A 22308-nucleotide genomic window follows, 5' to 3' on the forward strand; every position below is an offset into this window, starting at 1 on the left:
AGCGGGTGAACCGGCCGCGGGAGGCGGGGCCGCGAGACCACGCGGCCCCGCCGGCAAGGAAGATCAGACTAGATCCAGTTTTTGATCATATGAAGTGCCCGTTCGAGGCCGGCCAGGTCGGTGTACTTGGTGACCAGGTCCTTCACCGCCGCCTCGGCCTGGACCGGGTCGCGATCCGCGCAGGCCTCGGGCACCAGTACGGCGGGCAGCCCGCTCTGCACGAGGTCGACCCCGGTGGCCCGGACACAGCCGCTGGTGGAGGCGCCGCACAACAGCACGGTGTCCACCCCGGAGGCCCGCAGCTCGGGTACGAGGGCGGTGCCGAAGACCGCCGAGGCGCCGGGCTTGACGGTGATCCGGTCGCCCTCGGCGTATCCGAGCCGGGGATCCAGCTCGGCGGCCGGACGGCCCTCGCGCAGCTCGTCCAGGGCGGGGATCTTCGCGGCCCACAGGGGGAGCGGTTCGGCGGCGCCGTACCGGATGACGGTGAACCACACCGGGACCCCCGCGGCGTGCGCGGCCGAGACGAGCGAGGCGGCGGCGACGACGGCGCGCCCGGCGTCGCAGGAGAGCGGGCCGCCGGGCTCGGTGAAGCCGCGTTGCAGGTCGACGACGACGAGACCGGGACGCCGGCCGAGGGGAAGGGAACCACCGAAGCCGTTCAACAGAACTCCTTGGTCAGCAGGTCGGGCCGTTCGAACGGGACCATGTGGCCGCAGTTCTCGACGGGCCGGATGTCCGCGCGGGGGTTGGCGCGGCGCAGGAGCGCGACGTCCCGCGGTGTGACGACGTCGCTGTGCGCGCCGTACAGGAGGGTGGCCGAGAGGGCGGGCCACCGCGAGAGGAAGACGCCGTCGTGGAAGTCGCGGTGGGCGGCGGCGACGGCCTCCTCCCGGCAGGTGGGCAGGGCCTCGAACCAGGGTTCGGCGTTCTCCCAGGTGGGATGGAGTGACCTGGCCTCGGAGAGGGTGAGACGGCCGCTCCTGGCGTCTCGGATCAGGTCGAGGTAGCGGGACAGCGGCGTGGGATAGGGCCGCCCGCCCGGGCAGATCGGCGGATCGACGAGGATCGGCCGTACGGTGCCCGGCGGATTCGGATTCGGATGCGGCCGGGCGGTGGCGTCGGCGGTGGCGGTGGCGTCGGTGGCGTCGGTGATCCGCGCGGCGACCCGCGCGGCGACCAGGGCGCCCATCGAGTGGCCGAGCAGCACGACGTCCCGGAGGTCCAGGTCGCGCAGGACGGCCAGTACGTCTCCGGCCAGCTCGTCGAGCCCGAACCCGCCCTCCGTGACCGTGGTCAGCCCCCGCCCCCGCTGGTCGAGCAGGAGTACCCGCCGCCCGCGTGCGGCGATCCTCCGGCCGAGGTCCAGCCAGGTGGAGGCCGGGCAGGTGATGCCGGGCAGGGCCAGGACGGGCGGGCCGGCCCCGAGCTCGATCAGCGAGAGCTCGCCGTCGAGCCGGGGCAGGGTCAGTCGTTTCACCGCGCGGCCTTCATCCGAGCCGGGGAGGGCAGCCGTCTCACTGTGCGGCCTTCATCTCGGGCACGACGATGTCCCCGTCGACGATCACCGGCTCGCCGTCCAGCAGCAGCGAGCAGCCGTGCAGGGGGACGTCGACGTGGCAGGCGGTGTGGTTGGAGCCGCCCAGCTCGCCGTTGGGGCCGGTGGAGAAGAGCACGTTGCCGTAGGTGGCGCGGGCCTCCATGCCGATGCCCTTGAAGTCGACGGCGAGCGAGGTGCGCCGGGCCCTCTCGTGCATGCCCCAGCCGATGTGCGAGATGCCGTAGGCGTCGGGGTCGCCGAAGGAGGCCATGTACTCGCGCAGGAGCAGGGCGTCGAGCTCGCCGCGGACGTCCACGATCCGGCCGTGCTCGACGGTGAGCGTGATCGGCGTCCGGACGTAGGCGTTGAACGGGAAGACGATGTCGCCGGGCGCGATGACGACGGTGCCGTCCACGCCGTCCTCGTCGCCGCCGGTGAACAGGAAGCCGCTGGGCCAGTGGTCCCACTCACCGGGGCGGTCGTTGAAGCCGTACTCGGGGACCACCGGGAAGGTGTTCAGCCGGTAGGTGACGTCGGTGCCGAAGGGGCTGGTCACCCGGAGCTCGGAGGCCCGTCTGAGCAGCTCGACGCCGTGGTCGATGCGCTCCTTCTGGCCGGGGACGGGGAACATCTCGCGCAGGACCTCGACCGGTTCGACGACGCTGAGGATGCGCGTGCCGGTGGCCTGGATGTCCATCTGCTCGGCGGAGAAGAGCAGGAAGACCAGGTCGATCAGCAGGTCGGACTGCTTGAGCGCCTCGGTGGCGGCGGGGTTGCCGCTCAGCGGGGTGGCGCCGACCTGCAGCGAGGCCAGCGAGCCGCCCGCGCCCGAGCCGCCGGGCAGCCGTACGTGGTAGGTCGGCGCGCCCAGGCGGCGCGCGGCGGCCATGAAGGCGTCGGCGTAGTCGAGGCGCTCGTCGCCCTTGGAGACGATCGCGACGCGCTCGCCCTCGTGCACGCCGCTGAGCCGGAGCTGGCGCTCGCAGAGGTCGACGAAGTCCAGGAAGTCGGTCACAGTTCGGTCCGTTCGGTGCTCTCGGAGTTGACGACGAACCCCTGCGGCATGCGCGGCCCCCACATCGTGGTGGGGGCGTCGTAGTCGTGGGGCTCCCAGTTCTCGCTGATCTGGTCGATGTCGATGAAGTACTCGATCCAGCTCCCCCAGGGGTCGGGGAAGTAGGTGAAGATGTTCGAGCCCAGCCCGTGCCGGCCCAGCCCCCACCCGGGATGGCCCCTGTCGTCCATCAGCTCGCGCCCGATCATGAGCATGTCCAGGTCGGCCACCTCCCAGGAGGAGTGGTGCAGGCCGGGATGGGTGCTCTGGACGAAGCCGAAGGTGTGGTGGTCGCCGGGGCGGGCGTGCCAGAAGGACAGGATCCGCCCGGTCCGGTCGGAGAGCCGGAAGCCGAGACCGGCGTAGAAGCGCTCGGAGGCGGCCAGGTCGGAGACGTAGAGCAGGACGTGACCCAGGCGGTTGGGCCGCGCCCGCTCCGGCATGTGCCGCCAGGCCGCGACGTCCACGCGCGGTCTGGCGCCGCCCACGTTCATCTCCACCGTCGGCAGTGACCTGCCCGGGTCGGGGCGGGCCTCGCGCACGTTGACCCACAGGCCGTCGGGGTCCTGGAACCACAGTCCGGGTGCCTCGACGGAGGCGGGCGCGTCCCTCAGCACGACGCCCCGGGCCTCGATGTCGCGCCCGAACTCCTCCAGCCGTCCCTCGTCCACGCCGAAGGAGACGTAGGCGATGCGCTTGTGCCTGGCCTCCAGCAGCTCGACCTGCTCGGCGGCGGCGCCGTCGCAGGCGAAGCCGAGCGTCCTGGCGCCCTCGACCGGGAGGAGGCCGAAGGTCCGGTAGAAAACGTCGGCCTCCTCCAGGGAGGGGACGGTCATGCCGTATTTGAGGACCCCGTTGACCGTTGGCCGCATGTGGATCTCCTTCCGAAGTGACTGCTTGACACATCCCAATGTGGATCCAATAGTTGATGCTAATTGGGATGCCATTCTGGCGCCAGAGTCAATCGGAGGTCGGTCGTGGGTCGTTTGCAGGGGAAGGTGGCGATCGTCACCGGTGGTGGCGGCGGCATCGGCAGGGCGGTGGCGGCGGATTTCCTCGCCGAGGGCGCCAGGGGCGTCGTGATCGTGGACAACCTCGCCGACCGCGTGCGGGAGGCCGCCGAGAGCCTGGGTGAGCGCTGCCTGGGCCTGGTGGCGGACGTGCGGTCCTGGGAGGACAACGTCCGCGTCGTCGAGGAGACCGTCTCCCGCTTCGGCGGCCTGGACGTCTACGTCGGCAACGCGGGGATCTTCGACCACGCCGTGCACATCGCCGACCTCGACGGCCCCGCGCTGGCCAAGGGCTTCGACGAGATCATGGCGGTCAACGTCAAGGGCCTGATCCTCGGCGTCAAGGCGGCCCAGGACCACCTGCTGAAGTCGCGTGGCAACGTCATTCTGACCACCTCGTGGGCCGGCCTCCGCTCGGCGGGCGGAGGTGTCCTCTACACCGCCTCCAAGCACGCGGTCACCGGCCTGATCCGCCAGCTCGCCTACGAGCTGGCCCCGAAGGTGCGCGTCAACGGCGTGGCCCCGGGCGTCGCGCCCACGAAGCTGCGCGGTGTGGAGTCCATCGGCCAGCGGCCCAAGGACTCCCTCATGGAGGGCACCGCCGAGGCGCTGCCGCTCAAGCGGGTGCCCGAGTGCGAGGACTTCGCCCCGGTCTTCACCATGCTGGCCTCACAGGACGCCAATCTGATCACCGGATTCGTGGTCGAGGCGGACTCCGGCCTGGCCATCCGTGGCGTGGCGCGCGTGGCGGGCGGTGACCACCTGTGATCCCCTTCGCCCTCGCCACCTGTCGCACCGGGCAGGGCGGTCACCGGACGCTCGTGCACGTCGACGGCGTCTACCACGACCTGGCCGCCGCGCTGGGCGAGGACCTGCCCCCGCTCGGCGCGCAGGGGCTGCTGCCCGACTGGGACCGCTGGCTCGACCGCATCGGCCTGGCGGTCGAACGCGGCCTCGACGCCCCGGTGGAGCTCGACCCGCTCACCCTGACCGCCCCGGTGCCCGAGCCGCGGCAGGTGCTCTGCGCGGCCTCGAACTACGCCAAGCACGTGGCCGACTTCGCGGGGCGCCGGGACATCGACACCTTCAGCGGCATCGACCGCTCGCGCATGATGCCGTACCTGTTCGCCAAGGGGCCGGACTCGCCGCGCGGGCCGTACGGGGAGATCCCCTACCCCTCGGCCACCCGGCGGTTCGACTACGAGGTCGAGCTGGGCGTCGTGCTGCGCGAGGGCGGCAGCCGGGTGCCCGCCGCCCGGGCCGGGGCGCTCGTCGCGGGGTACCTGCTCTTCAACGACCTCACCCTGCGCGACCTCCAGCAGCGCACCGACTGGGCCTTCTTCAAGACCGACTGGTACGCCGGCAAGGCGTGGGACGGCTCGGCGCCGATGGGACCGCTGCTGGTCCCCGCCCGTTTCGTCCCCGACTACCGGGAGATCCCGCTGGAACTGCGGGTCAACGGCCAGGTACGGCAGGCCGCCCTCGCCGGGGACATGGTCTTCTCCGTCGAGGAGCAGATCTCCTACGCCTCGGGGATCGCCACCCTGCGCGCGGGCGACGTCCTGGCGACCGGCACGCCCGACGGCGTGGCGATGAAGACCGGGCAGTGGCTCCAGGTCGGCGACGTGATCGAGGCCGACGGCGGTGTGCTCGGCACGCACCGGCTCGTCGTCACCGAGCCGGTCGACGACGGTTTCGCGCTCACCCCGCCGGACGCCTGACATGCTGGTCGACGTCCACCGGCACCACATGCCGGACACCACCGTCGCCTTCCTGCGGGGGCGCCGGGCCTGGCCGTACCTCGAAGGTGGCCTCGACGGCGGCCTCGACGGCGGCTTCGTCAGGTGCACCGCGGGGTACGGCTACCGCCTCACCCCCGAGATGACCGACATCTCCGGAAACGTCGCCGAGATGACGGAGTCGGGAGTGGACACCGCGGTGCTCTCCACGATCGTCGGGGTCGTCGACCAGCTCCCCGGCCCCGAGTCCGCCGCCCTCGCCCGCGACGTCAACGACGAGATGGCCGCCCTGGCCCGGACCTACCCCGGACGCCTGGTCCCCATGGCCACCCTGCCCCTCGGCGACCCCCGCGCGGCCGCCGAGGAGCTGCGGCGAGCCCTCGACCTGGGCCTGCGCGGCCCGATCGTGCCGGTGACCGTGGCGGGCAGGCAGCTGCACGAGCTCGCCCTCGACCCGCTGTTCGAGGTCGCCGAGGCCACGGGCGCCCCGCTGAGCCTCCACCCGACCTCGCCCGCCTTCGCCGAGCACTTCGGCGACCACGCCCTGATGACCTCCCTGGCCTTTCCCGTGGACACGACCGCCGCCGTGCTGCGGCTGCTCTACGCGGGAGTGTTCGCCCGCTACCCGGGCCTGAGGGTCGTCGTCCCCCACGCCGGGTCGCTCCTGCCGTACCTGATGGGCCGGATCGACCGGGAGGCGGGCAAGTACGGCGTCTGGCACGAGCCGCCGAGCCGTACGCTGCGCCGCCTCCACGTGGACGCCGTCTCGCTGTGGCCGCCGGCGATCCGGCTGCTGCTGGAGGTCATGGGGCCGGAGCGGGTCATGTTCGGCAGCGACTACCCCTTCTGGTCCACCGGGGAGAACGTCACCGCCCTGGCCGAGGCGACGGCCGACGAACGCGTCCGCGCCGGTACGGCCACCGACCTCTTCCGCCTGTAAGACCCTCTTCCGCCGGTAAGGCACCGTCCCCCTCCCCGTGAAGGAGCCCCGCATGACACCCCCCGACGACGAGCGCGCCGACGACTTCGCCCACTCCGTGGTGCCGGAGGAGGCGCGGATCCCGAAGCTGAAGCTCACCATGGCGAGCTGGTCGCTGATCACCGGCATGGCCTGGCTGTTCTACGGCGCGCTGGCCGCGATGCTGGCCGGCACCCAGCAGGCGGTCATCGGCCTGGTGCTGACCGTCGTGGTCTTCGCCCTGGCCAACAACCGCATGGTCGGCCTGGCCGCCTCGACCGGCCTGAGCAGCGGCCTGGTCTCCAGGAAGCTGTTCGGCCCGGCCGGCGCCGCGCTCATCGCGCTGCTGCTGGCCGCCACCACCGTCTACTTCGCCGTCTTCGAGGGCAGCGTGGTGGCCGAGGCCTTCCGCCAGTACTTCGGCGCCGACATCCGCATCTGGTACGCCGTGGTCGTCGTCGGCATGCTGCCGCTGATGATGGGCGGCGTGCTGACCTGGATGGACCGGGTCAACGCCTACCTGCTGCCCCTCTACGTGGTCGGCATCGTCGCCGCCGTGATCGCCGCGGCGGCCCAGGGCGACCCGTCGACCTGGTGGGAGGCGCCGGGCCTGCCCATCCCGCAGGTACTGCCCGGCTGGCTGACCGTCTTCATCCTCTACCTGGGTGTCTGGCTGGTGATGCCGACGACGGTGGACTTCGCCCGCTTCGGCCGCCCGGCGGACATCCCCTTCCTGCGCAACGTGACCTTCGGCTGGCTCTTCGGCTCCGGCGTCTTCCTGGTCAACGGCCTGATCGGGATGTTCCTCGTGCACATGGTGATGCCCGGCTCCCCGGTGGCGGGGGAGACCGGCGTGGTCACCGCCCTGGTCGGCCCGCTGGGCCTGCTGGGGGTGGCGCTGATCGTGGTCACCCAGATCCGCATCAACACCCTGAACTTCTACCAGTCGAGCATGAACCTCCAGCGGCTGCTGCGCCAGCTCGCCGGGGTGAACCTGTCGCGCCCGGTGGTCGTCACCGCCGTCAGCGCGCTGGTCTTCGTGCTGATGCTGACGGACGTCTTCAGCTACCTCCAGCTCGCGCTGAAGTGGCAGGGCACCTTCTTCGTCGGCTGGGTGGGCATCGTCGTCACCCATCTTCTCCTGCGCCGGCAGGCCCCGCCCGGCGCCGGGCTGGCGGTCTGGGTCCTGTCGGCGCTGGCCGGGATCGCGCTCATCGAGTTCGGGACGCCGCTGCTGGCCGAGTCGGCGCCGCTGATCGCGCTGGCGGTCGCGGTCGCGGGCTACGCGTCGCTGGCCGCCCGGTCCGAGGCGGTGACGTCCACCACATGATCGTTGATCACCGGCGTGTATCCGGGGAGCGGCTCGGCCCAGCGCACCTCGACCGGCGTCACCAGCGTGCCGTCCCCGGTCAGGGGCAGCTCGATGCCCGCCCCCGCCGCCGCCCTGGCCAGCGGGCCGAACCGGTGCCACGGATCCACGTCGGTGATCAGCCCGACCGCCGCGGTCAGGAGCTGGAGTTCGGCCACCCGGCGGGCGCGGCGCAGGTCGCTCTCGCGCAGCGCCGCCAGGAAGGCGTCGTTGAGGTCGAGCACGTACTCCGGCAGCTTCTTGCGGTTGTAGTAGAAGCGGTGCAGCCGGTACAGGCGCTCGTACAGCCCGGAGACCAGCCTCTGCAGGGTGGGGCCGCCGTCCTCACCCGGCAGCAGGTGGAAGTCGATGTGGTCCTGGTGGAAGTCACGCGGCTGTCCGGGCCGGGTGCGCAGGCCCTCGGCCAGCGCCGCCATCCGCTCCAGCGTCGCCTCGGAGACCGGCCGCAGCAGCGGCGGCTGGAGCAGCAGGAGGGCGGAGTAGAGCTCCTCGGCCTCGTCCAGGTCGAGACCGGCCACGGTGATGCCGTAGTTGGCCCTGGAGGTGACGAAGCCCTCGGCCTCCAGCATCCGCAGCGCCTCGCGCAGCGGGGTCCGGCCCACGTCGAGCAGTTCGGCCAGCTCACGCTGGGTGAGCCGCTGACCGGGCAGCAGGCGACCGCCGAGGATCAGTTCGCGCAGCTGCTCGTGGGTCTGCGCGACGGCGTCTCCGGCGCGTCTCGATGTATCCATATTTGGATCATATCTATGAGGGGAAGTCCATGAGGTTCGCCCATGCCTCCTACCGTGTCACCGATCGGGACCGAAGTGTCGGCTTCTACCGCCTGCTCGGTTTCGAACCGCTGGAGGAGCTGCCGATCGGCGACGCCCTCCACCTCTTCCTGGGGCTGGGCGGTCGCACCGTACTCGAGCTGGTCGTCGACCCGGACCGGCCGGTCGGAGAGGCCGGCGGGTACCGGCACGTCGCCCTGGAGACCGGCCGCATGGACGAGGTGCTGGCCCGCGTGCCCGCCGAGCGCGGGCCCTTCCGGGCCGCCTCCGGGGTACGGCTGGCCTTCCTGCGCGACCCCGACGGTTACGAGATCGAACTCATCGAGTCTGGAGCACAATCCGTGGACGACCTGACCCTGGCCACCGCCTTCCTGTACCGGGAGGCGGAACTCCTCGACGACAACCTCGTGGACGACTGGTTCGCGACGCTCGACGAGGACCTGGAGTACCTGGTGCCGCTGCGCTACTCGCGTGAACGGGCCAACGGCGCGGGCTTCAGCCCGACGGCTTACCACATGAAGGACACCCACACCAGCATGGCCGGACGCGTGAAGCGGCTGTCCGGCGAGTACGCCTGGGCCGAGGACCCGCCCTCGCGCACCCGCCGCCTCGTCACCAACATCCGCGTGCGGCGCGAGGACGAGCTGCTCCACGTGCGCTCCAACCTCATGCTCTACCGCTCACGCGGCGACTCGCCGGAGCACCAGCTCCTCGTGGGCGAGCGCCACGACGTGCTGCGCGTCCACCCCGGCGGCGAGGTGAGGCTGGCGCGGCGCACCGTACTGCTCGACCAGACCACCCTCGCCACCCACAACCTCGCCGTCTTCCTGTAGGAGAATCCGTGATCGACATCGAGGGCATCCCCGCCGACCTGGAGAAAGGTCTGCTGCCCAGCCACGTCTTCAACGACCCGCAGATCCACCGCCTGGAGCTCGAACGGCTGTTCACCAGGGCCTGGTGCTTCCTCGGGCACGAGAGCGAGATCCCGGCCAACGGCGACTACGTGGTCCGCACCATCGGCGAGGACCCGTTCATCCTGGTCCGGGATGAGAAGGGCGTCGTCCGGGTGCTGCTGGACGCCTGCCGTCACCGGGGCACCCGGGTGTGCCGGGTGGAGAAGGGCAACGCCTCCAACTTCCGCTGCCCCTACCACGGGTGGACCTACTCCAACAGCGGCGACCTGGTCGGCGCACCGGCGATCAACACCGCCTACCGGGGCCTGGACAGGTCGAAGTGGGGCCTCATCCCGGCCGCGCGCGTCGAGAGCGTGCACGGTCTGGTCTTCGCCTCGCTGGACGAGGCCGCGCCGCCGCTGGAGGACTACCTCGGCGGCATGAAGTGGTACCTGGACCTGATCTTCGGCCTGTCCTCCGGCGGGCTGGAGGTGGTCGGCGAGCCCAACCGGTTCGTGCTCGACGCCAACTGGAAGATCGGCGCGGACAACTTCTCCGGCGACGACTACCACACCGTCTTCCTGCACAAGTCGATGTGGGACGTCGGCACGATCACCATCCCACCGGTGGCCAACATGCAGGGCTACCACGTGCACGCCGGACCCGGCCACTCCGTCACCTTCTCCGTCGCCGGCGATCCGGACGAACCCGGCCCCACGTTCTGGGGCTACGACCCGGCCGTGGTGGAGACCTTCGACCCGGCCAACGTCACCCCCGAGCAGTTCGAGCTCGCCCGGCGTTCGCGCATCACCGTGGGCACGGTCTTCCCGAACCTCTCCTTCATCGTCGCCCCGCTCACCGAGGACTCCACCAAGCCGCCGACGGGCCTGATCAGCCTGCGTCAGTGGCAGCCGCGCGGCGCCGGCCGGATGGAGATCTGGAACTGGGTGCTGGTGTGGAAGGGCGTCTCCCAGGAGATCAAGGAGCGCGCCTACGCCTCCTCCATCGGCACCTTCGGCCCCGCCGGCCTGTTCGAGCAGGACGACACCGAGCCGTGGCAGTCGATCACCCAGATGAGCGGCACGCAGTACGGCAGGGCCATCGGGATGAAGCTCAACTACCAGATGGGGCACGAGCCCAGCGGCATCGGCTTCGTCAAGGAGATCAAGGACTTCCCGGGTCCGGGCAAGGTCTACGCGCCCCGCTACGAGGAGGGCGTGCAGCTCAACTTCTACCGGCGCTGGGCCGCCTACCTCAACGGGGAGGCCTGATGTCCCGGCAGGACGCGATCACCGCCGCCGACGCCGGGCAGGACGTGATCACCGTCGCCAACGAGTTCGCGTACGTCGAGGTCACCAAGGTGCACACCCGCAACGGCGAACGGCTGGCGATCCGGGCGCCCCGGCGGGGCTTCGAGATCCTGCTGGACGCGGTGCTGCTGGAGGCGCTGGCGTGGAGCAGGACCACCGACCTGGCGGGCCTGCTCCAGACGCCGAACGGGCCGGACACGTGAACGTCGGCACCGGCGCGCCCGGCGTCTTCACCGAGGAACCCCCCGAGGCCGCCACGCACCCCGGCACCCCCGTCCGCCTGCTCGACCTCCACGACACCGCCCCCGTCCGCCACCGGGGCCCGGCGCTGATCGAGGAACTGGCCAGGTCCGGCCTGCGCGGCCGGGGTGGCGCGGCCTTCCCCGCCGCCCGCAAGTGGCTCGCCGTGGCGGCCGGGAGCGGTCCCCGGGTCGTCGTGGCCAACGGCGCCGAGGGCGAGCCCGCCTCCTGGAAGGACCGCTGGCTCATGCGCCGCCGTCCCGGCCTGGTGCTCGACGGGCTGCTCCTGGCCGCCGAGGCGCTCGGCGCCGACCGGGCGATCGTCTACGTGGGCAGACGGGAGGACGGCGCCGCCTTCCGCACGGCCGGGGTGGAGGTGGTCCTCGTCGAGGACCGCTACGTCGCGGGGGAGGAGACCGCGGTTGTCCGCGGCATCGACGAGGGCCTGCCGCTGCCCAGGGCCAAGCCGCCGCGGCCCTTCGAGGCCGGGGTGGGCGGGCGGCCCACGCTCGTCCAGAACGTCGAGACCCTCGCGCACGCGGCCTGGATCGCCCGGCACGGCGCGGACGCCTTCCGCGAGGCGGGCACCGGGACCTCCCCGGGGACCGCGCTCGTCACCGTCAACCGCGACGGCCGGACCCTCCTGTCCGAGGTCGCCCTCGGCACCCGGACCGCCGAGGTGGTGGGTACGGCGCGGGCCGTCCTCTGCGGCGGATACTTCGGCGGCATCCAGCCGCCGTCGATCCTCGACGTTCCGCTCGACTACGACGCCTACGCGGCGGCCGGGAGCGGCCTGGGCTGCGCCGCCTTCACCGTCACCGACGACCCGCTCGCCCTGGGCCGGGCGGTGGCCGCCTACTTCGCCGCCGAGTCCTCCCGGCAGTGCGGCGTGTGCCTCAACGGCACCAGGGCCATGGCCGAGACCCTCGCGGCCGACCCCGTCGACGTGGAGAAACTCTCCCGCTGGGCCACGACGCTGCCGGGCCGGGGCGCCTGCTCCCTGCTCGACGGCGCGTGCCTGCTCATCCGTTCCCTGCTGAAAGGTTTCCCGCCATGAAGGCACTCGTCGACGCCACCCGCTGCCAGGGCATGGGCGTCTGCGCCGAGATCTGCCCCTCGGTCTTCGTCCTCGACGACTGGGGCTTCGCCAGTGCCGCCGGGGACGGCGGAGTCCCGTCCGGCGACGAGACCGCCGCACGCGACGCCGCCGCGCGCTGCCCGGAGAAGGCGATCACCATCGTGGATTGAGCCCCACCCGCCGGGCCACTCCCACCCGCCGGGCCACTCCCACCCGCCGGGCGACCCCTGCGCGGACCCGCAAAACGACACGACGTTGTGGCGGGTCTCGTGCCACACTGCCTGCTCGGTGACGCCGATTGCGTGCTGATGGGGTGAAGGGGGATGGCTCGGATGGGTTTGGAAATCGAGGGTCGAGTGTCCGATTCGCCGTACATCGAGTGGGTGTGGCGGAGCAGCAGTCGTGACGTCGACCAGATGATGTCGGTCGCGACGGCCAACTGGGACCTGGTCTTCTGGGAGCACCGCGGTCAGGTCAGCGCAGCCGTTCAGGGGCCGGAGTCGAGGGCGCGGCCGGCCCCCGTTCCCGAGGACGCCACGTTCTTCGGGATCAGCTTCTCGATCGGTACGTCGATGCCCCATCTTCCGATCGACCGGCTCGTGAACGGTTCCGTGGAGGTCCCCGACGTGACGCACAGGTCGTTCCGGTTGAAGGGGGCCGCCTGGCACCTGCCCGACTACGACAACGCCGAGGCGTTCGTGCGGCGGATGGTACGTGAGGAGGTTCTGGTCCGCGACCCGGTCGTCGCCGACGTGCTCCGCGGCGCGTCGCCGGACGTGTCCGAACGCACCGTCCAACGGCGCTTCGTGGCGGCGACCGGACTGACCCGCGGTGCCATCCGGCAGATCGACCGTGCCCGGCAGGCGGCGCTCCTGATCCAGGAGGGAGTGCCCACCCACGAGGTGGTCTGTCGGCTCGGCTACTTCGACCAGCCGCACCTGGCGCGGTCGCTGACCCGTTACATCGGGCGGACCGCCACGCAGTTGGGTGCCCGGGATCCGTCGGAGCCGCTGTCGCTTCTGTACAAGACCTGAGCGTTCCCGCCCGTCTAGGCTCTCAGACGCGGCCGCCGCCATGGCGGAGAATCTCGCGGCCGGCATCGGTGCCCGGGAAGGCGCCCGGAAGGCGCCCGGGGAACGGTGCTCCCCGGCCGTCGTACGGACGACGGGGGGCGGATGCCGTACGGGCACGCCGGCCCCGCTCGATCCTCCTCCGTCGCCGGTACGCAACGAGGAGGCCGTCGTGAGGCCGGTCGACCCGGGTCTCGTGATCGCGGGCCACTTCTCGTAACCCCAACGACGAAGGAACAGAGCAATGGCTAAGATCGTTTCGAACTTCTTCATCTCCCTGGACGGTGTGGTCGAGTCGCCGGACCAGTGGCACTTCCCGTACTTCAACGACGAGATGGGCGCCGCGATCGGGGCGGGAATGCAGAGCGCGACGGGCTTCCTGATGGGGCGCAAGCTGTACGAGGAGTGGTCGGCGTACTGGCCGACGACGGACATGGACCAGGACTTCGCCGCGTTCATCAACAACGCCCCCAAGTACGTCGTGTCGAACACGCTGGAGAAGGCGGACTGGAACAACACCACTGTCGTCTCCGGTGACGTCGCGGCCGGACTGCGCGAGATCAAGGAGCAGGCCGAGGGCGACATCCAGATGTCCGGCTCCGCGACGACCGTGCGGTGGCTGCTGGCCAACGGGCTGCTCGACGAGCTGAACCTGCTCGTCCACCCGATCGCCGTCGGCCATGGACAGCGGCTGTTCGAGGACACCCCGACCCACCGGCTGAAGCTGGTCAAGTCCGAGACGTTCCAGACGGGCGTGCTCCACCTGACCTACGTCCCGGACGTCGCGGACGCCGGCTGACCGACGCCCGCAGGGGGCCGCCGTGGTCCGGGTTCGTGATCACGGCGGCGCACCACGGGGGCGCACCACGGGGGCGCACCACGGGGGCGCCTCGTCAGCCACGGGTGCTCGGCCGCCCGGGCGGGTTGATCCGCACCCGCTCCTCGGGACGGCTCTCGATGTCGTCGAGCTGCTCGCGGATCGTCGTCCGCAGGTCGTCGTAGTCGCGGAAACGGTAGTCGTTGAACAGGGTGTAGCCGGTCCACATCAGGTTGGCGCACACTCTCGGCGGCACCTGGCCCGTCGCCGCGCCCATGCCGACCAGCGCCACCGATCCGATGCTGCCCGGCTCCCTCTCGTTTCGCATGTGGACGGCCTGGAACGCGGCGGCGCACGCCAGGGCCACGTTCAGCGTCTCGCTCACGTCCTGCGCCGACTGCACCATCGTCGGCGTCGAGATCAGGAACTTCGGGTTGACCGCCCCGGAGGACACGCACACGGCGCTTCCCACCGGCAGCGCCCCTCCGAACTCGTCGCGGATCGCCCGCTGGACGCGCAGCTGAATCCCCGCGCCGAGATATCGCTTGATGGCCGCGTCGACCCCGCCGTCCATCCGCCCGCGGGAGTTGGTCGGGGTGACCCAGGCGTCGACGTGCCGGTCGAGGATCGACCCCTGGTGGATCTCGATCTCGGGGGTGTCGGCGAACGCCGCCCGCCACGCCCGCACCACCTCCGCGTTGATGTCCGCCAGCACTACCTTGAGCAGCGGCTTCACGTGCTCGACGGTCATGACTCACTCCGGTCGTGGGGAAGGGGATCTCCGACACCCACGAAGATATCGCGCCACACGGACAAAAGATCTTGGTTGGATGCCGACGGCGATCCCGGCGCCCGCGACGTACCGGGCCGGGGTCGCCCCGCCGTGAGTCTGCCGTAAGTCTTCCGTGAACCGAGCCCCGGGCGGACCGGCCTCCCCGGAAGACCCAGCCGCTCCAGCGGGCAGGCCCTCCGGTTCTCCGACATCGCATCCGGGGTCTTCTCGCGGCACAATTCCCCCACCCTGATCAAATTCCCTCATTCCAACCAGCCGTGCCGTCACCGGCGCGGCTCACCAATCCGGGAGCCAACGATGAGCGACGCCCGCGCCTCCACCCCGCCCGGCCCGAACGACCCGAGCGGCTCGAGCGGCTCGAACGACCCGTTGGCCCTCGCCGAACTCTTCAAGGGCGGTGGCGAGTCGTGGCTGCCGCTCCTGAAGCCGGTCATCGAGGCGCAGCCGTCCGCGGCCACGTTCATCGGCCCGGAGCGCAGCCCGCAGGTCGTGCCCGTCCGGGAACTGACCTTCCAGGCGCTCAAGCCCAACCCCCCGCACAGGTGGAAGGTCGTCGTCTTCGGGCAGAACCCGTACCCGCGGGCCGAGAGCGCCACCGGCATCGCCATGTTCGACAACACCTTCCACGACTGGAGCGACAGCCAGTTCGGCAAGGTCATCACCATCCGCTGCATCATCAAGGCGGCGGCGATGTGGAAGCATGGCATCCCCAAGAAGACGCCGATCGCCGACATCCGCGCGCTCCTGAAGGAACACGACACCGTGCAGCCGCCGGAGTGGTTCCAGGCGATGCTCACGCAGGGCGTGCTGCTGCTGAACGCGGCACTCACCGCCAGCGGCGACGGGGCGATGGCCACCGACCGGCACACCGCGTTCTGGCGGCCGGTCGTCGAGAAGCTCGTCGAGGAGATCCTGAGGGCCAAGCGGGACGCCGAGGACGAGCAGGACCGGGGCGTGGTGTTCGCGTGGTGGGGGGCGCACGCCCGCAGCCTGAAGGAGGTCGTGCTCCGGCTGGAGAAGAAGTACCCCGAGGTGACGGTCTGGCACATCGACCACCCCAACCCCGCGGCGCAGGGCGACATCTTCTGCGACGGGGACCACTTCGGCGCGGTGAACACGGCGCTCAAGGCGCTCGGGGCCGACGAGATCGACTGGCTGCCCGGCAAGGGATGGAACGAGCTCACGGCGCGGGCCGGCGGGGCGGACGCGGACACGGCCGACCGTATGGGGGCGTTCATCGCCTCCACGATGGAGTTGCACCAGCTCTACCTCGAACGGCTCGCCGGCGTCAAGGACGAGGGACTGGTACTTCCCGCGATCACCGGCGTGTTCGACACCCCGATCATGGACTTCCACGAGGCCGTCGCCCCGGTGGCCAAGTTGCTGCCGGGTCTCGACCGGGACGTGGAGCAGTCGTGCCGGTTCGGCGAGAAGCAGGCGGACGGTACGGCCGGCGGCCTGTCCGCCGACGAGGTCGCGGCCCTCTACCTCTACACCTGCGAGTCGGCGTTCTACCGGCAGATCAACGCCACCCTGCGCAACCCCGACCGTACCCAGATCGTCCCGTACCTCCCCTATCTGCGGTTGTTGTTCGCGGCCGTGTCGCGTCTGCCGGTCCGCAAGGAGCCGCTGTGGCGCGGGGTGTCGCTGGATCTGCGGGCGCAGTACCCGCTCGGCCGGACCGTGACGTGGTGGGGCGTGTCCTCGTGCACGTCGGAGCTCGGCGTGGCGCAGGCGTTCCTCGGCCGCCGGGGCAAGCGGACGCTCTTCGAGGTGCTCCCCGCGCGGGCCGTGGGCATCCGTCGTTTCTCCGCGTTCACCGGCGAGGAGGAGTTCATCCTCGCCCCCGGCACGCAGCTCCAGGTGACCGACGTGAAGGCCGAGCGCGGCGGCCTGTACACGGTGAAGCTGACCGAGCTGGCCGAGGAGCGCCTGGTGGCGTGAGCGTCAAGGCCAGGCCGGGATCAAGCGCCCGGCCTGGCCTTCCTCGCGTGGGCGGGCGGGGGCCGCCCCCCGTGCCGTCGGCTTGGGAATCACCCCTCTCCGAGGTACCGCCGGAACCACTCGATGATCAGTTCGGCGCGCTCGACACGGAGTCGCGGCGGCCCCGATCGGCTCAGATCGTGGTTGGTGCCGGGGAATCGCCAGTACTCGACGGGCTTGCGCTGAAGCCTCAGCGCGACGAACAGCGCGTCGGCCTGCTCGGGGGGACAGCGCAGATCCTCGTCGGAGTGCAGGATCAGGAGCGGGGTGCCGATCGTCGAGGCGTACCGGAACGGCGACCAGGCGGCGAGCTCGTCGGGGTGGACGAGAGGGTCGATGCCGGTCTCCAGCTGGATCAGGCCGCCCATGTCGGAGGAGCCCTCGGCGGACAGGCCGCTGTTGAGCGCCCGCTCGGAACAGGCCGCCGTGAACCGGTCGGTCTGGGTGACGATCCAGGTCGTCATGTTGCCGCCGTACGAGCCGCCGAGCACGCCGAGCCGCGCCGGATCGAGGAAGGCGAACCTGGCGAGCGCCGCGTCGGTGACGGTCATCAGGTCGCGGTAGTCGATTCCGCCCCACCCGTTGCCGGGGTCCTGCGGGCACAGCGGGGAGAGATAGGAACGGGCGAACCGTTCCGTGCCGCCGGTCGAGCCGTGCGGGTTGCAGTACAGGACGGCGAAACCGGCGCTGGCGTACAGCTGGAACTCGTCGAACCACCACTCGCCGTACTGGGTCTGCGGCCCGCCGTGGATGCTCAGCAGCAGCGGATAGGTGCGATCGGGGTCGAACCCGGCGGGCCGTACGAGCCAGGCGTCGATCTCGCAGCCGTCCTCGCTGCGGACGGTGAAGTGCTCGGCGGGCAGTGGCGGGCAGGCCGCGACGAACGCGTTCTGGTGCGCGGTCAGGCGTCGTTCCTCCACCGGCACGCCGCCCTCGGCGTCGCTCGGCACCCGGCCGGCGTCGGCTCGCAGCACGTACAGTTCGGTCGGCAGGGCCAGGTCCATGGCGGTGAACGCGGTCGTACCCGCGGCGTGGCCGAAGCCGGTGACGGCGCGTCGGCCCGCGACGGCGGAGGTGACCCCACCGGCCGGATCGACCCGCAGTACGCCGACGGTGCCGGCGTCCTCGCAGAGGACCAGCAGGTCCGGGCCGTCCCAGACCGGCGGTGCCGTGATGCCCATCGCCGCACAGTTGCGGTCGTGGGCCGCGGTGAGCACCGTCCGCTCCCGCGTCGCCACGTCGATCGTCGCGAGCCGGGCGTGCCGCCAGCCGAGCCGGCCGCCGGTCGGGCCGGAATGCTGGACGAACGCGATCCGGGAGCCGTCGGGACTCCACGCGGGGGCGCGGAACACCGCGTCGGCGGCGGTGAGCCGGACGTCCGGCTCCGTACCGTCCACGGCGGACACCCAGATGTCGTTGACCATGCCGAGGTCGGCGTACTCGTCGCGGGCCGTCACGTAGGCGAGCCGCCGGGAGTCCGGCGCCCAGGCCGGGAACTGGCAGTCGGCCGGGCCGTCGGTGAGCTGCCGCGGCTCGGCGCCGGCGCGGGCCTCGACGACGAACAGCTGCGACGGCCGGTCCACGACCCAGCCGACACCCTCCTTGCGGGCGAACAGCCGGTCGATGCGGCGGGCGCCGTTCGTGGCGTACCGGGCGGCACGGACCCGCGACGCGAACGCCAGCCGGGTCCCGTCGGGCGCGAATCTCACGGCCTCGAACGGCTCGTCCCTGGCCGCGACGGTGACCGGTTCCCCCGGTCCGTCGACGGGCAGCAGGTGCAGCGTGAACGGCGTCCCGGCCGGACCGCGCCCGCCGGTGAACGCGAGGTGGGTCCCGTCGGGCGACCAGACCGGCTGGTCGTCGGCCCGGTCCCCGGTGGTGAGCCGCCGCGGGGCCGCGGAGCCGTCGGCCGTGGCCAGCCACAGCGCGCTGCGGTAGGTGTCGGCGGGCACGTCCACGGTACGGACGACGTACGCCACGAGCGTGCCGTCGGGCGAGACGGCCGGGGCGCCGACCGTGACCAGTCCGTCGAGGTCGGCGGGGCGCATCCCGCCGGCCGTCCCGGTCTCCATCGTCATGCCGCTCCCGCCGGATGTTCCGGTCTGCATCGTCATGCGGCCTCCTGTTCGTCGAGCCAATCGGTGATGACCTCGCGGAGCGTGCCGAGCGGCAGCGCGCCGTTGCCGAGCAGCCGTGCGTGGAACGCGCCGGCCCGGAACCGGGGCCCGAGCCGTCTCTCGGCCGCCTCCCGCAGGTCGGTGACGACAAGCCGGCCGGTCATGTAGGCCAGGGCCTGGCCGGGGTTGCCGATGTACCGGTCGACCTCGGCCGCGCAGTTGCGGGCACTGGTCGCGGTGTTCTCCATCAGGTACGTCACGGCCCGCTCCCGGGTCCAGCCGAAGGCGTGCAGCCCGGTGTCGACGACGAGCCGGGCGGCCCGCAGCGAGTGCATCGACCACATGCCGAGCCGGTCCAGGTCCCCCGCGTACAGCCCCATCTCGTCGGCGAGTCGTTCGGTGTAGAGGGCCCAGCCCTCCAGGAAGGAGGTGACGACCGTGATCCGCCGGTACGCCGAGCGCAGTCCGGCCTCCCGGGCGAGGGACCACTGGACGTGGTGGCCGGGCACCGACTCGTGCGCGGCGAGCGCGGCCAGCTCGTAGCTCCGCACGCCGGGGTGGACCCAGAACGTGCCGGGCCATCGGCCGCCGGGCGGTCCCGGCCGGTAGTACCCGATCATGCTGTCGGCGGCCTCGGCGGGCGGGACGACCCGGACGGTGATCTCGGCGCCGGGTACGGTGTCGAGCCAGTCGGGCAGGACCCGCCACGCGCGGTCGAGCGCGGCCCGGGCGGCGGCGAGCACGGCGGCCTCGTCCGGGTAGCCGAGCCCCGGGTCGGCGCGCAGCCGGTCCCGCGCCTCGGAGAGGTCGGAGGTGCCGAACGCGCGCGCCGCGTACCCGCGGGCCTCCTCGGCGAGCCGGTCGACGAGTTCGAGGCCCTGGGCGTGGACGGCGGCCGCGTCGAGAGTGACGGTGGTGTGGAACCGGGCGAGCGCGGCGTACGCCTCCTCCCCGCCGGGAATCCAGCACACGCCGGGCCGGGTGTCGGGGCGGCCGGTCGGGAGGGCGCGGCCGGCGAGGTCGTCGCGGTAGCGGCCGAGCGCCGGCCGTACCCGGTCGGCGACCTCGGCGCGCACCCGCTCCCGCCAGGCGTCGGCGCCGCGCCAGTCGCGGCCCGTGCCGGGGCGCAGCAGCGGGTCGTCGGCGAGCGCGGTGCCGAGGTGGCCGTCGAGCTGGGTGACCGCGTCGGCGACGAGCCGGGCGACGGGCAGCCGGCCGGACGCCGCGCCGCGGCCGAGCAGTTCCCGGCCCGCGTCGAGCATGCCGGTCAGGCCGCGGATCCGGGACAGATAGGCCTCGGCCTCGGCGGCGTCGCCGACCTGCGCCTTCGGCACGAGCACGGTCGCGGCGGTCGGAACGCTCGCCTGGTTGAACGGCGAGACGGTGAACTCCTCACGGCGCACGTCGAGCAGGTTCGCGCAGTCGGTGGACTGGTCGACGAGCATGCCGCGGGTGATCCGGTCCTCGGAGTCCAGTTCCGCCGGGTCGATCGCCGCGGCCCGCGCCGCGAGATCCCGGTACGCGGCACTGTGCCGCTCTCGGGAGGTGTCGGTGGGGTCGGGCACGTGCGCGGCGGCGGCGGGCAGGCCGATCAGCGTGCCGAAGAACGGGTCGGCCTCTGCGGTGACGGCGAGCATCCGGTCGGCGAGCGCGTCGAGACGGCCGGCGGCCTCACCGCGGGGCGCGGTACCGGTTTCGGGCATGGGATACCTCCGATCGTGCGGTGGGGGGTGTCAGCGGCGCAGGGTCGAGCGCGGGTCGAGCCGGTCGCGAAGCCAGTCGCCGAGGATGTTGATCGAGAGGATGAGCAGCGCGATCGTCAGGCCGGGCACCACGACCGGCCACCACACGCCGGTGGTGAGACCGGTCTGGCCCGCGGAGATCATCGCGCCGAGGGTCGGGGTGGGCGGCGGCACGCCCATGCCGAGGTACCCGAGGGCGGCCTCGGCCATGATCAGGGTCGCCACCTCCATCGTGGTGATGATGAGGAGCGGACCGGCGATGTTGGGCAGCACGTGCAGGAACAGGATGCGGGTGTTCGAAGCGCCCAGCGACCGGATGGCGGTGACCATGTCCTGCTCGCGCAGCGACAGCACCTGGGCCCGTGCGAGCCGCGCGTAGACCATCCAGACCGACAGCGCGAGCACCACCACGATCGTCGGGAAGCTCGGCTTGAGGACGGTCACGGCGGTGAGGACGAGCAGGATCGAGGGGATCGCGAGCTGTACATCGACGATCCGCATCACGACCTCGTCGAACGCGCCGCCGACGTACCCGGCGACCATGCCGACCGCCACCCCGACGACGCCGCCGAGCGACGCGGCGAGCGAGGCGACCAGCAGCGAGGTGCGGGCTCCGTGGACGAGCCTGGCCAGCTGGTCGCGGCCGAGGTCGTCGGTGCCGAGCGGATGACCGGCGGTGCCCGGTGGCCGCAGCGCGTCCGGCAGCGACTGCGTGGTCGGGTCGCCGACCAGCAGCGGGCCGAGCACCGCGGAGAGCACGGCGATTCCGAGGATCACGCCGGCGAGGGCGATGATCGGGTTCGACGGCGGCCATCGGCGCCGGCGGCGGGCCCCGTCCGGTGACGGCGTGCCGCCGGTCCGGGCCCCGGGGGGAAGGAGCGTTGTCATGGTGGTTCTCCGTCAGCGCCGTCGGATCCGGGGGTCGGCCACCGAGTACACGATGTCCGTCGCGAGGTTGACCACGACGACCCCCGCCGCGATGAGCACGACGATCGCCTGTACCAGCGGGAAGTCGCTGGTGAGCAGCGCGTCCTTGGCGAGCGTGCCGAGGCCGGGCCAGCCGAACACGGTCTCCACGACGACCGCGCCGCCGAGCATCGCGACGATCTGGAGACCGACGATCGTGAGCACCGGTAGCAGCGCGTTGCGGAACACGTGCCGGACGACCACCGCCCACTCGGCGACGCCCTTGGCCCGGGCGGTGGTCACGTAGTCGTTGCCGGCCACGTCGATCATGCTGACCCGCAGCAGCCGGGCGACCCGGGCGAGCGGGTACAGCGCGAGCGTGACCGCCGGCAGGATCAGCGCCGTCGGCTCCTCCGCCCCGGACACCGGCAGCCAGCCCAGCACCACCCCGAACAGCAGGATGAGCAGCGGGCCGACGACGAAGTTCGGGACGGCCTGGCCGACGGCGGCGAGCACGATCGTCAGCCGGTCGACGACCGTGCCGTGCCGTACCGCCGACAGGATCCCGAGCGGGATCGCGACGACGAGGGTGAGCAGCAGGGCCACCCCGGCGAGCTCCAGGGTGTACCCGAGCCGCTCGCCGATCAGCTGCACGGCCGGCTGCCCGTACCGCAGGGAGTCGCCGAAGTCCCCCCGCGCGAGGTGCGCGAGGAAGTCGGCGTACTGCATGGCGATCGGCCGGTCGTAGCCCATCTCGTGACGGATCGCGGAGATCTCGGCGGCGGACGCCCCGGAGGCCTGAAGGCTCTCGGTGATCGGGTCGCCGTTGAGCCGCAGCGCGAAGAACGTCACCGACGAGACCGCGAGCAGCACGAACACGGCGAGCAGCAGGCGACGCAGGAGGAAGGTGGCCACGGCG

General features: G+C 71.9%; 22 protein-coding genes. 12 read left to right on the forward strand and 10 right to left on the reverse strand.

Translation table 11 applies throughout. The features are described 5' to 3' along the window. Positions 1 to 68: 68 nt before the first annotated feature. Genes AB0N02_RS00855 through AB0N02_RS00870 form a run of 4 tightly spaced genes read right to left on the reverse strand, consistent with a single transcriptional unit; the run spans position 69 to position 3466 of the window. Entirely contained in the window at positions 69 to 665 is a 597-nt protein-coding gene (locus AB0N02_RS00855) for an isochorismatase family protein (RefSeq protein ID WP_363940982.1), read from the reverse strand. After that, the gene (locus AB0N02_RS00860; protein ID WP_363940985.1) at positions 662 to 1480 is read right to left on the reverse strand and encodes an alpha/beta hydrolase; all 819 of its coding nucleotides are present in this window, start codon (positions 1478 to 1480) and stop codon (positions 662 to 664) included. Before AB0N02_RS00860 ends, AB0N02_RS00855 begins: the two co-directional genes overlap by 4 nt. A 37-nt stretch (positions 1481 to 1517) precedes the next feature. Beyond that, the gene (locus AB0N02_RS00865) at positions 1518 to 2555 is read right to left on the reverse strand and encodes a leucyl aminopeptidase (protein WP_363940988.1); all 1038 of its coding nucleotides are present in this window, start codon (positions 2553 to 2555) and stop codon (positions 1518 to 1520) included. Further along, on the reverse strand, positions 2552 to 3466 hold the full coding sequence (locus tag AB0N02_RS00870; protein ID WP_363940990.1) for a VOC family protein: 915 nt from the start codon (positions 3464 to 3466) through the stop codon (positions 2552 to 2554). The genes AB0N02_RS00865 and AB0N02_RS00870 overlap by 4 nt, the downstream gene beginning before the upstream one ends. 105 nt (positions 3467 to 3571) lie before the next feature. On the opposite strand from AB0N02_RS00870, the gene AB0N02_RS00875 reads away from it, so the two are divergent. The 4 genes from AB0N02_RS00875 to AB0N02_RS00890 are packed head-to-tail and all read left to right on the forward strand — an operon-like array spanning position 3572 to position 7631. After that, the gene (locus AB0N02_RS00875) at positions 3572 to 4372 is read left to right on the forward strand and encodes an SDR family oxidoreductase (protein WP_363940991.1); all 801 of its coding nucleotides are present in this window, start codon (positions 3572 to 3574) and stop codon (positions 4370 to 4372) included. Continuing rightward, a complete protein-coding gene (locus tag AB0N02_RS00880; protein WP_363940994.1) occupies positions 4369 to 5325 on the forward strand; it encodes a fumarylacetoacetate hydrolase family protein in 957 nt (318 codons plus the stop codon). Before AB0N02_RS00875 ends, AB0N02_RS00880 begins: the two co-directional genes overlap by 4 nt. A 1-nt stretch (position 5326) precedes the next feature. Further along, positions 5327 to 6283: an amidohydrolase family protein gene (locus AB0N02_RS00885; RefSeq protein WP_363940996.1), complete on the forward strand. Its 957-nt coding sequence runs from the start codon at positions 5327 to 5329 to the stop codon at positions 6281 to 6283. A gap of 52 nt (positions 6284 to 6335) precedes the next feature. Next, positions 6336 to 7631 (forward strand): hypothetical protein, encoded by a 1296-nt coding sequence (locus AB0N02_RS00890; protein ID WP_363940999.1) that lies wholly within the window; start codon positions 6336 to 6338, stop codon positions 7629 to 7631. On the opposite strand, the gene AB0N02_RS00895 is transcribed toward AB0N02_RS00890, so the two are convergent. Continuing rightward, positions 7583 to 8401, reverse strand: coding sequence for a GntR family transcriptional regulator (locus AB0N02_RS00895; RefSeq protein WP_363941001.1), 819 nt, complete (start codon positions 8399 to 8401; stop codon positions 7583 to 7585). The two genes, AB0N02_RS00890 and AB0N02_RS00895, sit on opposite strands and share 49 nt — an antisense overlap. 29 nt (positions 8402 to 8430) lie before the next feature. Between AB0N02_RS00895 and AB0N02_RS00900 the strand changes: the two genes are divergently transcribed. The 7 genes from AB0N02_RS00900 to AB0N02_RS00930 all read left to right on the forward strand — a co-directional run bounded on the left by AB0N02_RS00900 (position 8431) and on the right by AB0N02_RS00930 (position 13830). Then, positions 8431 to 9273: a 3-phenylpropionate/cinnamic acid dioxygenase subunit beta gene (locus AB0N02_RS00900; RefSeq protein ID WP_363941003.1), complete on the forward strand. Its 843-nt coding sequence runs from the start codon at positions 8431 to 8433 to the stop codon at positions 9271 to 9273. Between the two features lie 8 nt (positions 9274 to 9281). Next, complete coding sequence (locus AB0N02_RS00905) at positions 9282 to 10604, forward strand: Rieske 2Fe-2S domain-containing protein (RefSeq protein ID WP_363941006.1); 1323 nt, start codon at positions 9282 to 9284, stop codon at positions 10602 to 10604. Further along, on the forward strand, positions 10604 to 10846 hold the full coding sequence (locus tag AB0N02_RS00910) for a hypothetical protein (RefSeq protein WP_363941009.1): 243 nt from the start codon (positions 10604 to 10606) through the stop codon (positions 10844 to 10846). Before AB0N02_RS00905 ends, AB0N02_RS00910 begins: the two co-directional genes overlap by 1 nt. After that, on the forward strand, positions 10843 to 11940 hold the full coding sequence (locus tag AB0N02_RS00915; RefSeq protein ID WP_363941012.1) for an NADH-ubiquinone oxidoreductase-F iron-sulfur binding region domain-containing protein: 1098 nt from the start codon (positions 10843 to 10845) through the stop codon (positions 11938 to 11940). Before AB0N02_RS00910 ends, AB0N02_RS00915 begins: the two co-directional genes overlap by 4 nt. Continuing rightward, positions 11937 to 12131, forward strand: coding sequence for a ferredoxin (locus AB0N02_RS00920; protein ID WP_363941015.1), 195 nt, complete (start codon positions 11937 to 11939; stop codon positions 12129 to 12131). Before AB0N02_RS00915 ends, AB0N02_RS00920 begins: the two co-directional genes overlap by 4 nt. A 186-nt stretch (positions 12132 to 12317) precedes the next feature. Further along, on the forward strand, positions 12318 to 12995 hold the full coding sequence (locus tag AB0N02_RS00925; protein WP_363941018.1) for a helix-turn-helix domain-containing protein: 678 nt from the start codon (positions 12318 to 12320) through the stop codon (positions 12993 to 12995). Between the two features lie 280 nt (positions 12996 to 13275). After that, on the forward strand, positions 13276 to 13830 hold the full coding sequence (locus tag AB0N02_RS00930; RefSeq protein WP_363941020.1) for a dihydrofolate reductase family protein: 555 nt from the start codon (positions 13276 to 13278) through the stop codon (positions 13828 to 13830). A 94-nt stretch (positions 13831 to 13924) separates the two neighbouring features. Here the strand turns inward: AB0N02_RS00930 and AB0N02_RS00935 are convergent, their stop codons facing one another. After that, entirely contained in the window at positions 13925 to 14599 is a 675-nt protein-coding gene (locus AB0N02_RS00935; protein ID WP_363941022.1) for a macro domain-containing protein, read from the reverse strand. A gap of 339 nt (positions 14600 to 14938) precedes the next feature. On the opposite strand from AB0N02_RS00935, the gene AB0N02_RS00940 reads away from it, so the two are divergent. Beyond that, positions 14939 to 16585, forward strand: a complete 1647-nt coding sequence (locus AB0N02_RS00940; protein ID WP_363941024.1) for an ADP-ribosyltransferase domain-containing protein — start codon at positions 14939 to 14941, stop codon at positions 16583 to 16585. Between the two features lie 89 nt (positions 16586 to 16674). Here the strand turns inward: AB0N02_RS00940 and AB0N02_RS00945 are convergent, their stop codons facing one another. The 4 genes from AB0N02_RS00945 to AB0N02_RS00960 are packed head-to-tail and all read right to left on the reverse strand — an operon-like array spanning position 16675 to position 22304. Continuing rightward, positions 16675 to 18738 carry a S9 family peptidase gene (locus tag AB0N02_RS00945; RefSeq protein WP_363941026.1) on the reverse strand — a complete coding sequence of 688 codons (2064 nt, stop codon included), beginning with the start codon at positions 18736 to 18738 and terminating at the stop codon, positions 16675 to 16677. Further along, positions 18735 to 20444, reverse strand: a complete 1710-nt coding sequence (locus AB0N02_RS00950; RefSeq protein WP_363941028.1) for a DUF885 domain-containing protein — start codon at positions 20442 to 20444, stop codon at positions 18735 to 18737. The genes AB0N02_RS00945 and AB0N02_RS00950 overlap by 4 nt, the downstream gene beginning before the upstream one ends. A 30-nt stretch (positions 20445 to 20474) precedes the next feature. Then, positions 20475 to 21371 carry an ABC transporter permease gene (locus tag AB0N02_RS00955; protein WP_363941030.1) on the reverse strand — a complete coding sequence of 299 codons (897 nt, stop codon included), beginning with the start codon at positions 21369 to 21371 and terminating at the stop codon, positions 20475 to 20477. Between the two features lie 12 nt (positions 21372 to 21383). Further along, on the reverse strand, positions 21384 to 22304 hold the full coding sequence (locus AB0N02_RS00960; protein WP_363941033.1) for an ABC transporter permease: 921 nt from the start codon (positions 22302 to 22304) through the stop codon (positions 21384 to 21386). Positions 22305 to 22308 lie beyond the last annotated feature (4 nt).

The sequence above is a fragment of the Streptosporangium sp. NPDC051022 genome (assembly GCF_040683035.1).
Lineage (GTDB): Bacteria > Actinomycetota > Actinomycetes > Streptosporangiales > Streptosporangiaceae > Streptosporangium.

Excerpts from the sequence above, each read along its gene's own strand:
- AB0N02_RS00870 (WP_363940990.1), bottom strand. The coding sequence starts at position 3,466 with ATGCGGCCAACGGTCAACGGGGTCCTCAAATACGGCATGACCGTCCCC.
- AB0N02_RS00885 (WP_363940996.1), top strand. The coding sequence starts at position 5,327 with ATGCTGGTCGACGTCCACCGGCACCACATGCCGGACACCACCGTCGCC.
- AB0N02_RS00890 (WP_363940999.1), top strand. The coding sequence starts at position 6,336 with ATGACACCCCCCGACGACGAGCGCGCCGACGACTTCGCCCACTCCGTG.
- AB0N02_RS00895 (WP_363941001.1), bottom strand. The coding sequence starts at position 8,401 with ATGGATACATCGAGACGCGCCGGAGACGCCGTCGCGCAGACCCACGAG.
- AB0N02_RS00900 (WP_363941003.1), top strand. The coding sequence starts at position 8,431 with ATGAGGTTCGCCCATGCCTCCTACCGTGTCACCGATCGGGACCGAAGT.
- AB0N02_RS00910 (WP_363941009.1), top strand. The coding sequence starts at position 10,604 with ATGTCCCGGCAGGACGCGATCACCGCCGCCGACGCCGGGCAGGACGTG.
- AB0N02_RS00920 (WP_363941015.1), top strand. The coding sequence starts at position 11,937 with ATGAAGGCACTCGTCGACGCCACCCGCTGCCAGGGCATGGGCGTCTGC.
- AB0N02_RS00930 (WP_363941020.1), top strand. The coding sequence starts at position 13,276 with ATGGCTAAGATCGTTTCGAACTTCTTCATCTCCCTGGACGGTGTGGTC.
- AB0N02_RS00935 (WP_363941022.1), bottom strand. The coding sequence starts at position 14,599 with ATGACCGTCGAGCACGTGAAGCCGCTGCTCAAGGTAGTGCTGGCGGAC.
- AB0N02_RS00940 (WP_363941024.1), top strand. The coding sequence starts at position 14,939 with ATGAGCGACGCCCGCGCCTCCACCCCGCCCGGCCCGAACGACCCGAGC.
- AB0N02_RS00945 (WP_363941026.1), bottom strand. The coding sequence starts at position 18,738 with ATGACGATGCAGACCGGAACATCCGGCGGGAGCGGCATGACGATGGAG.
- AB0N02_RS00950 (WP_363941028.1), bottom strand. The coding sequence starts at position 20,444 with ATGCCCGAAACCGGTACCGCGCCCCGCGGTGAGGCCGCCGGCCGTCTC.
- AB0N02_RS00955 (WP_363941030.1), bottom strand. The coding sequence starts at position 21,371 with ATGACAACGCTCCTTCCCCCCGGGGCCCGGACCGGCGGCACGCCGTCA.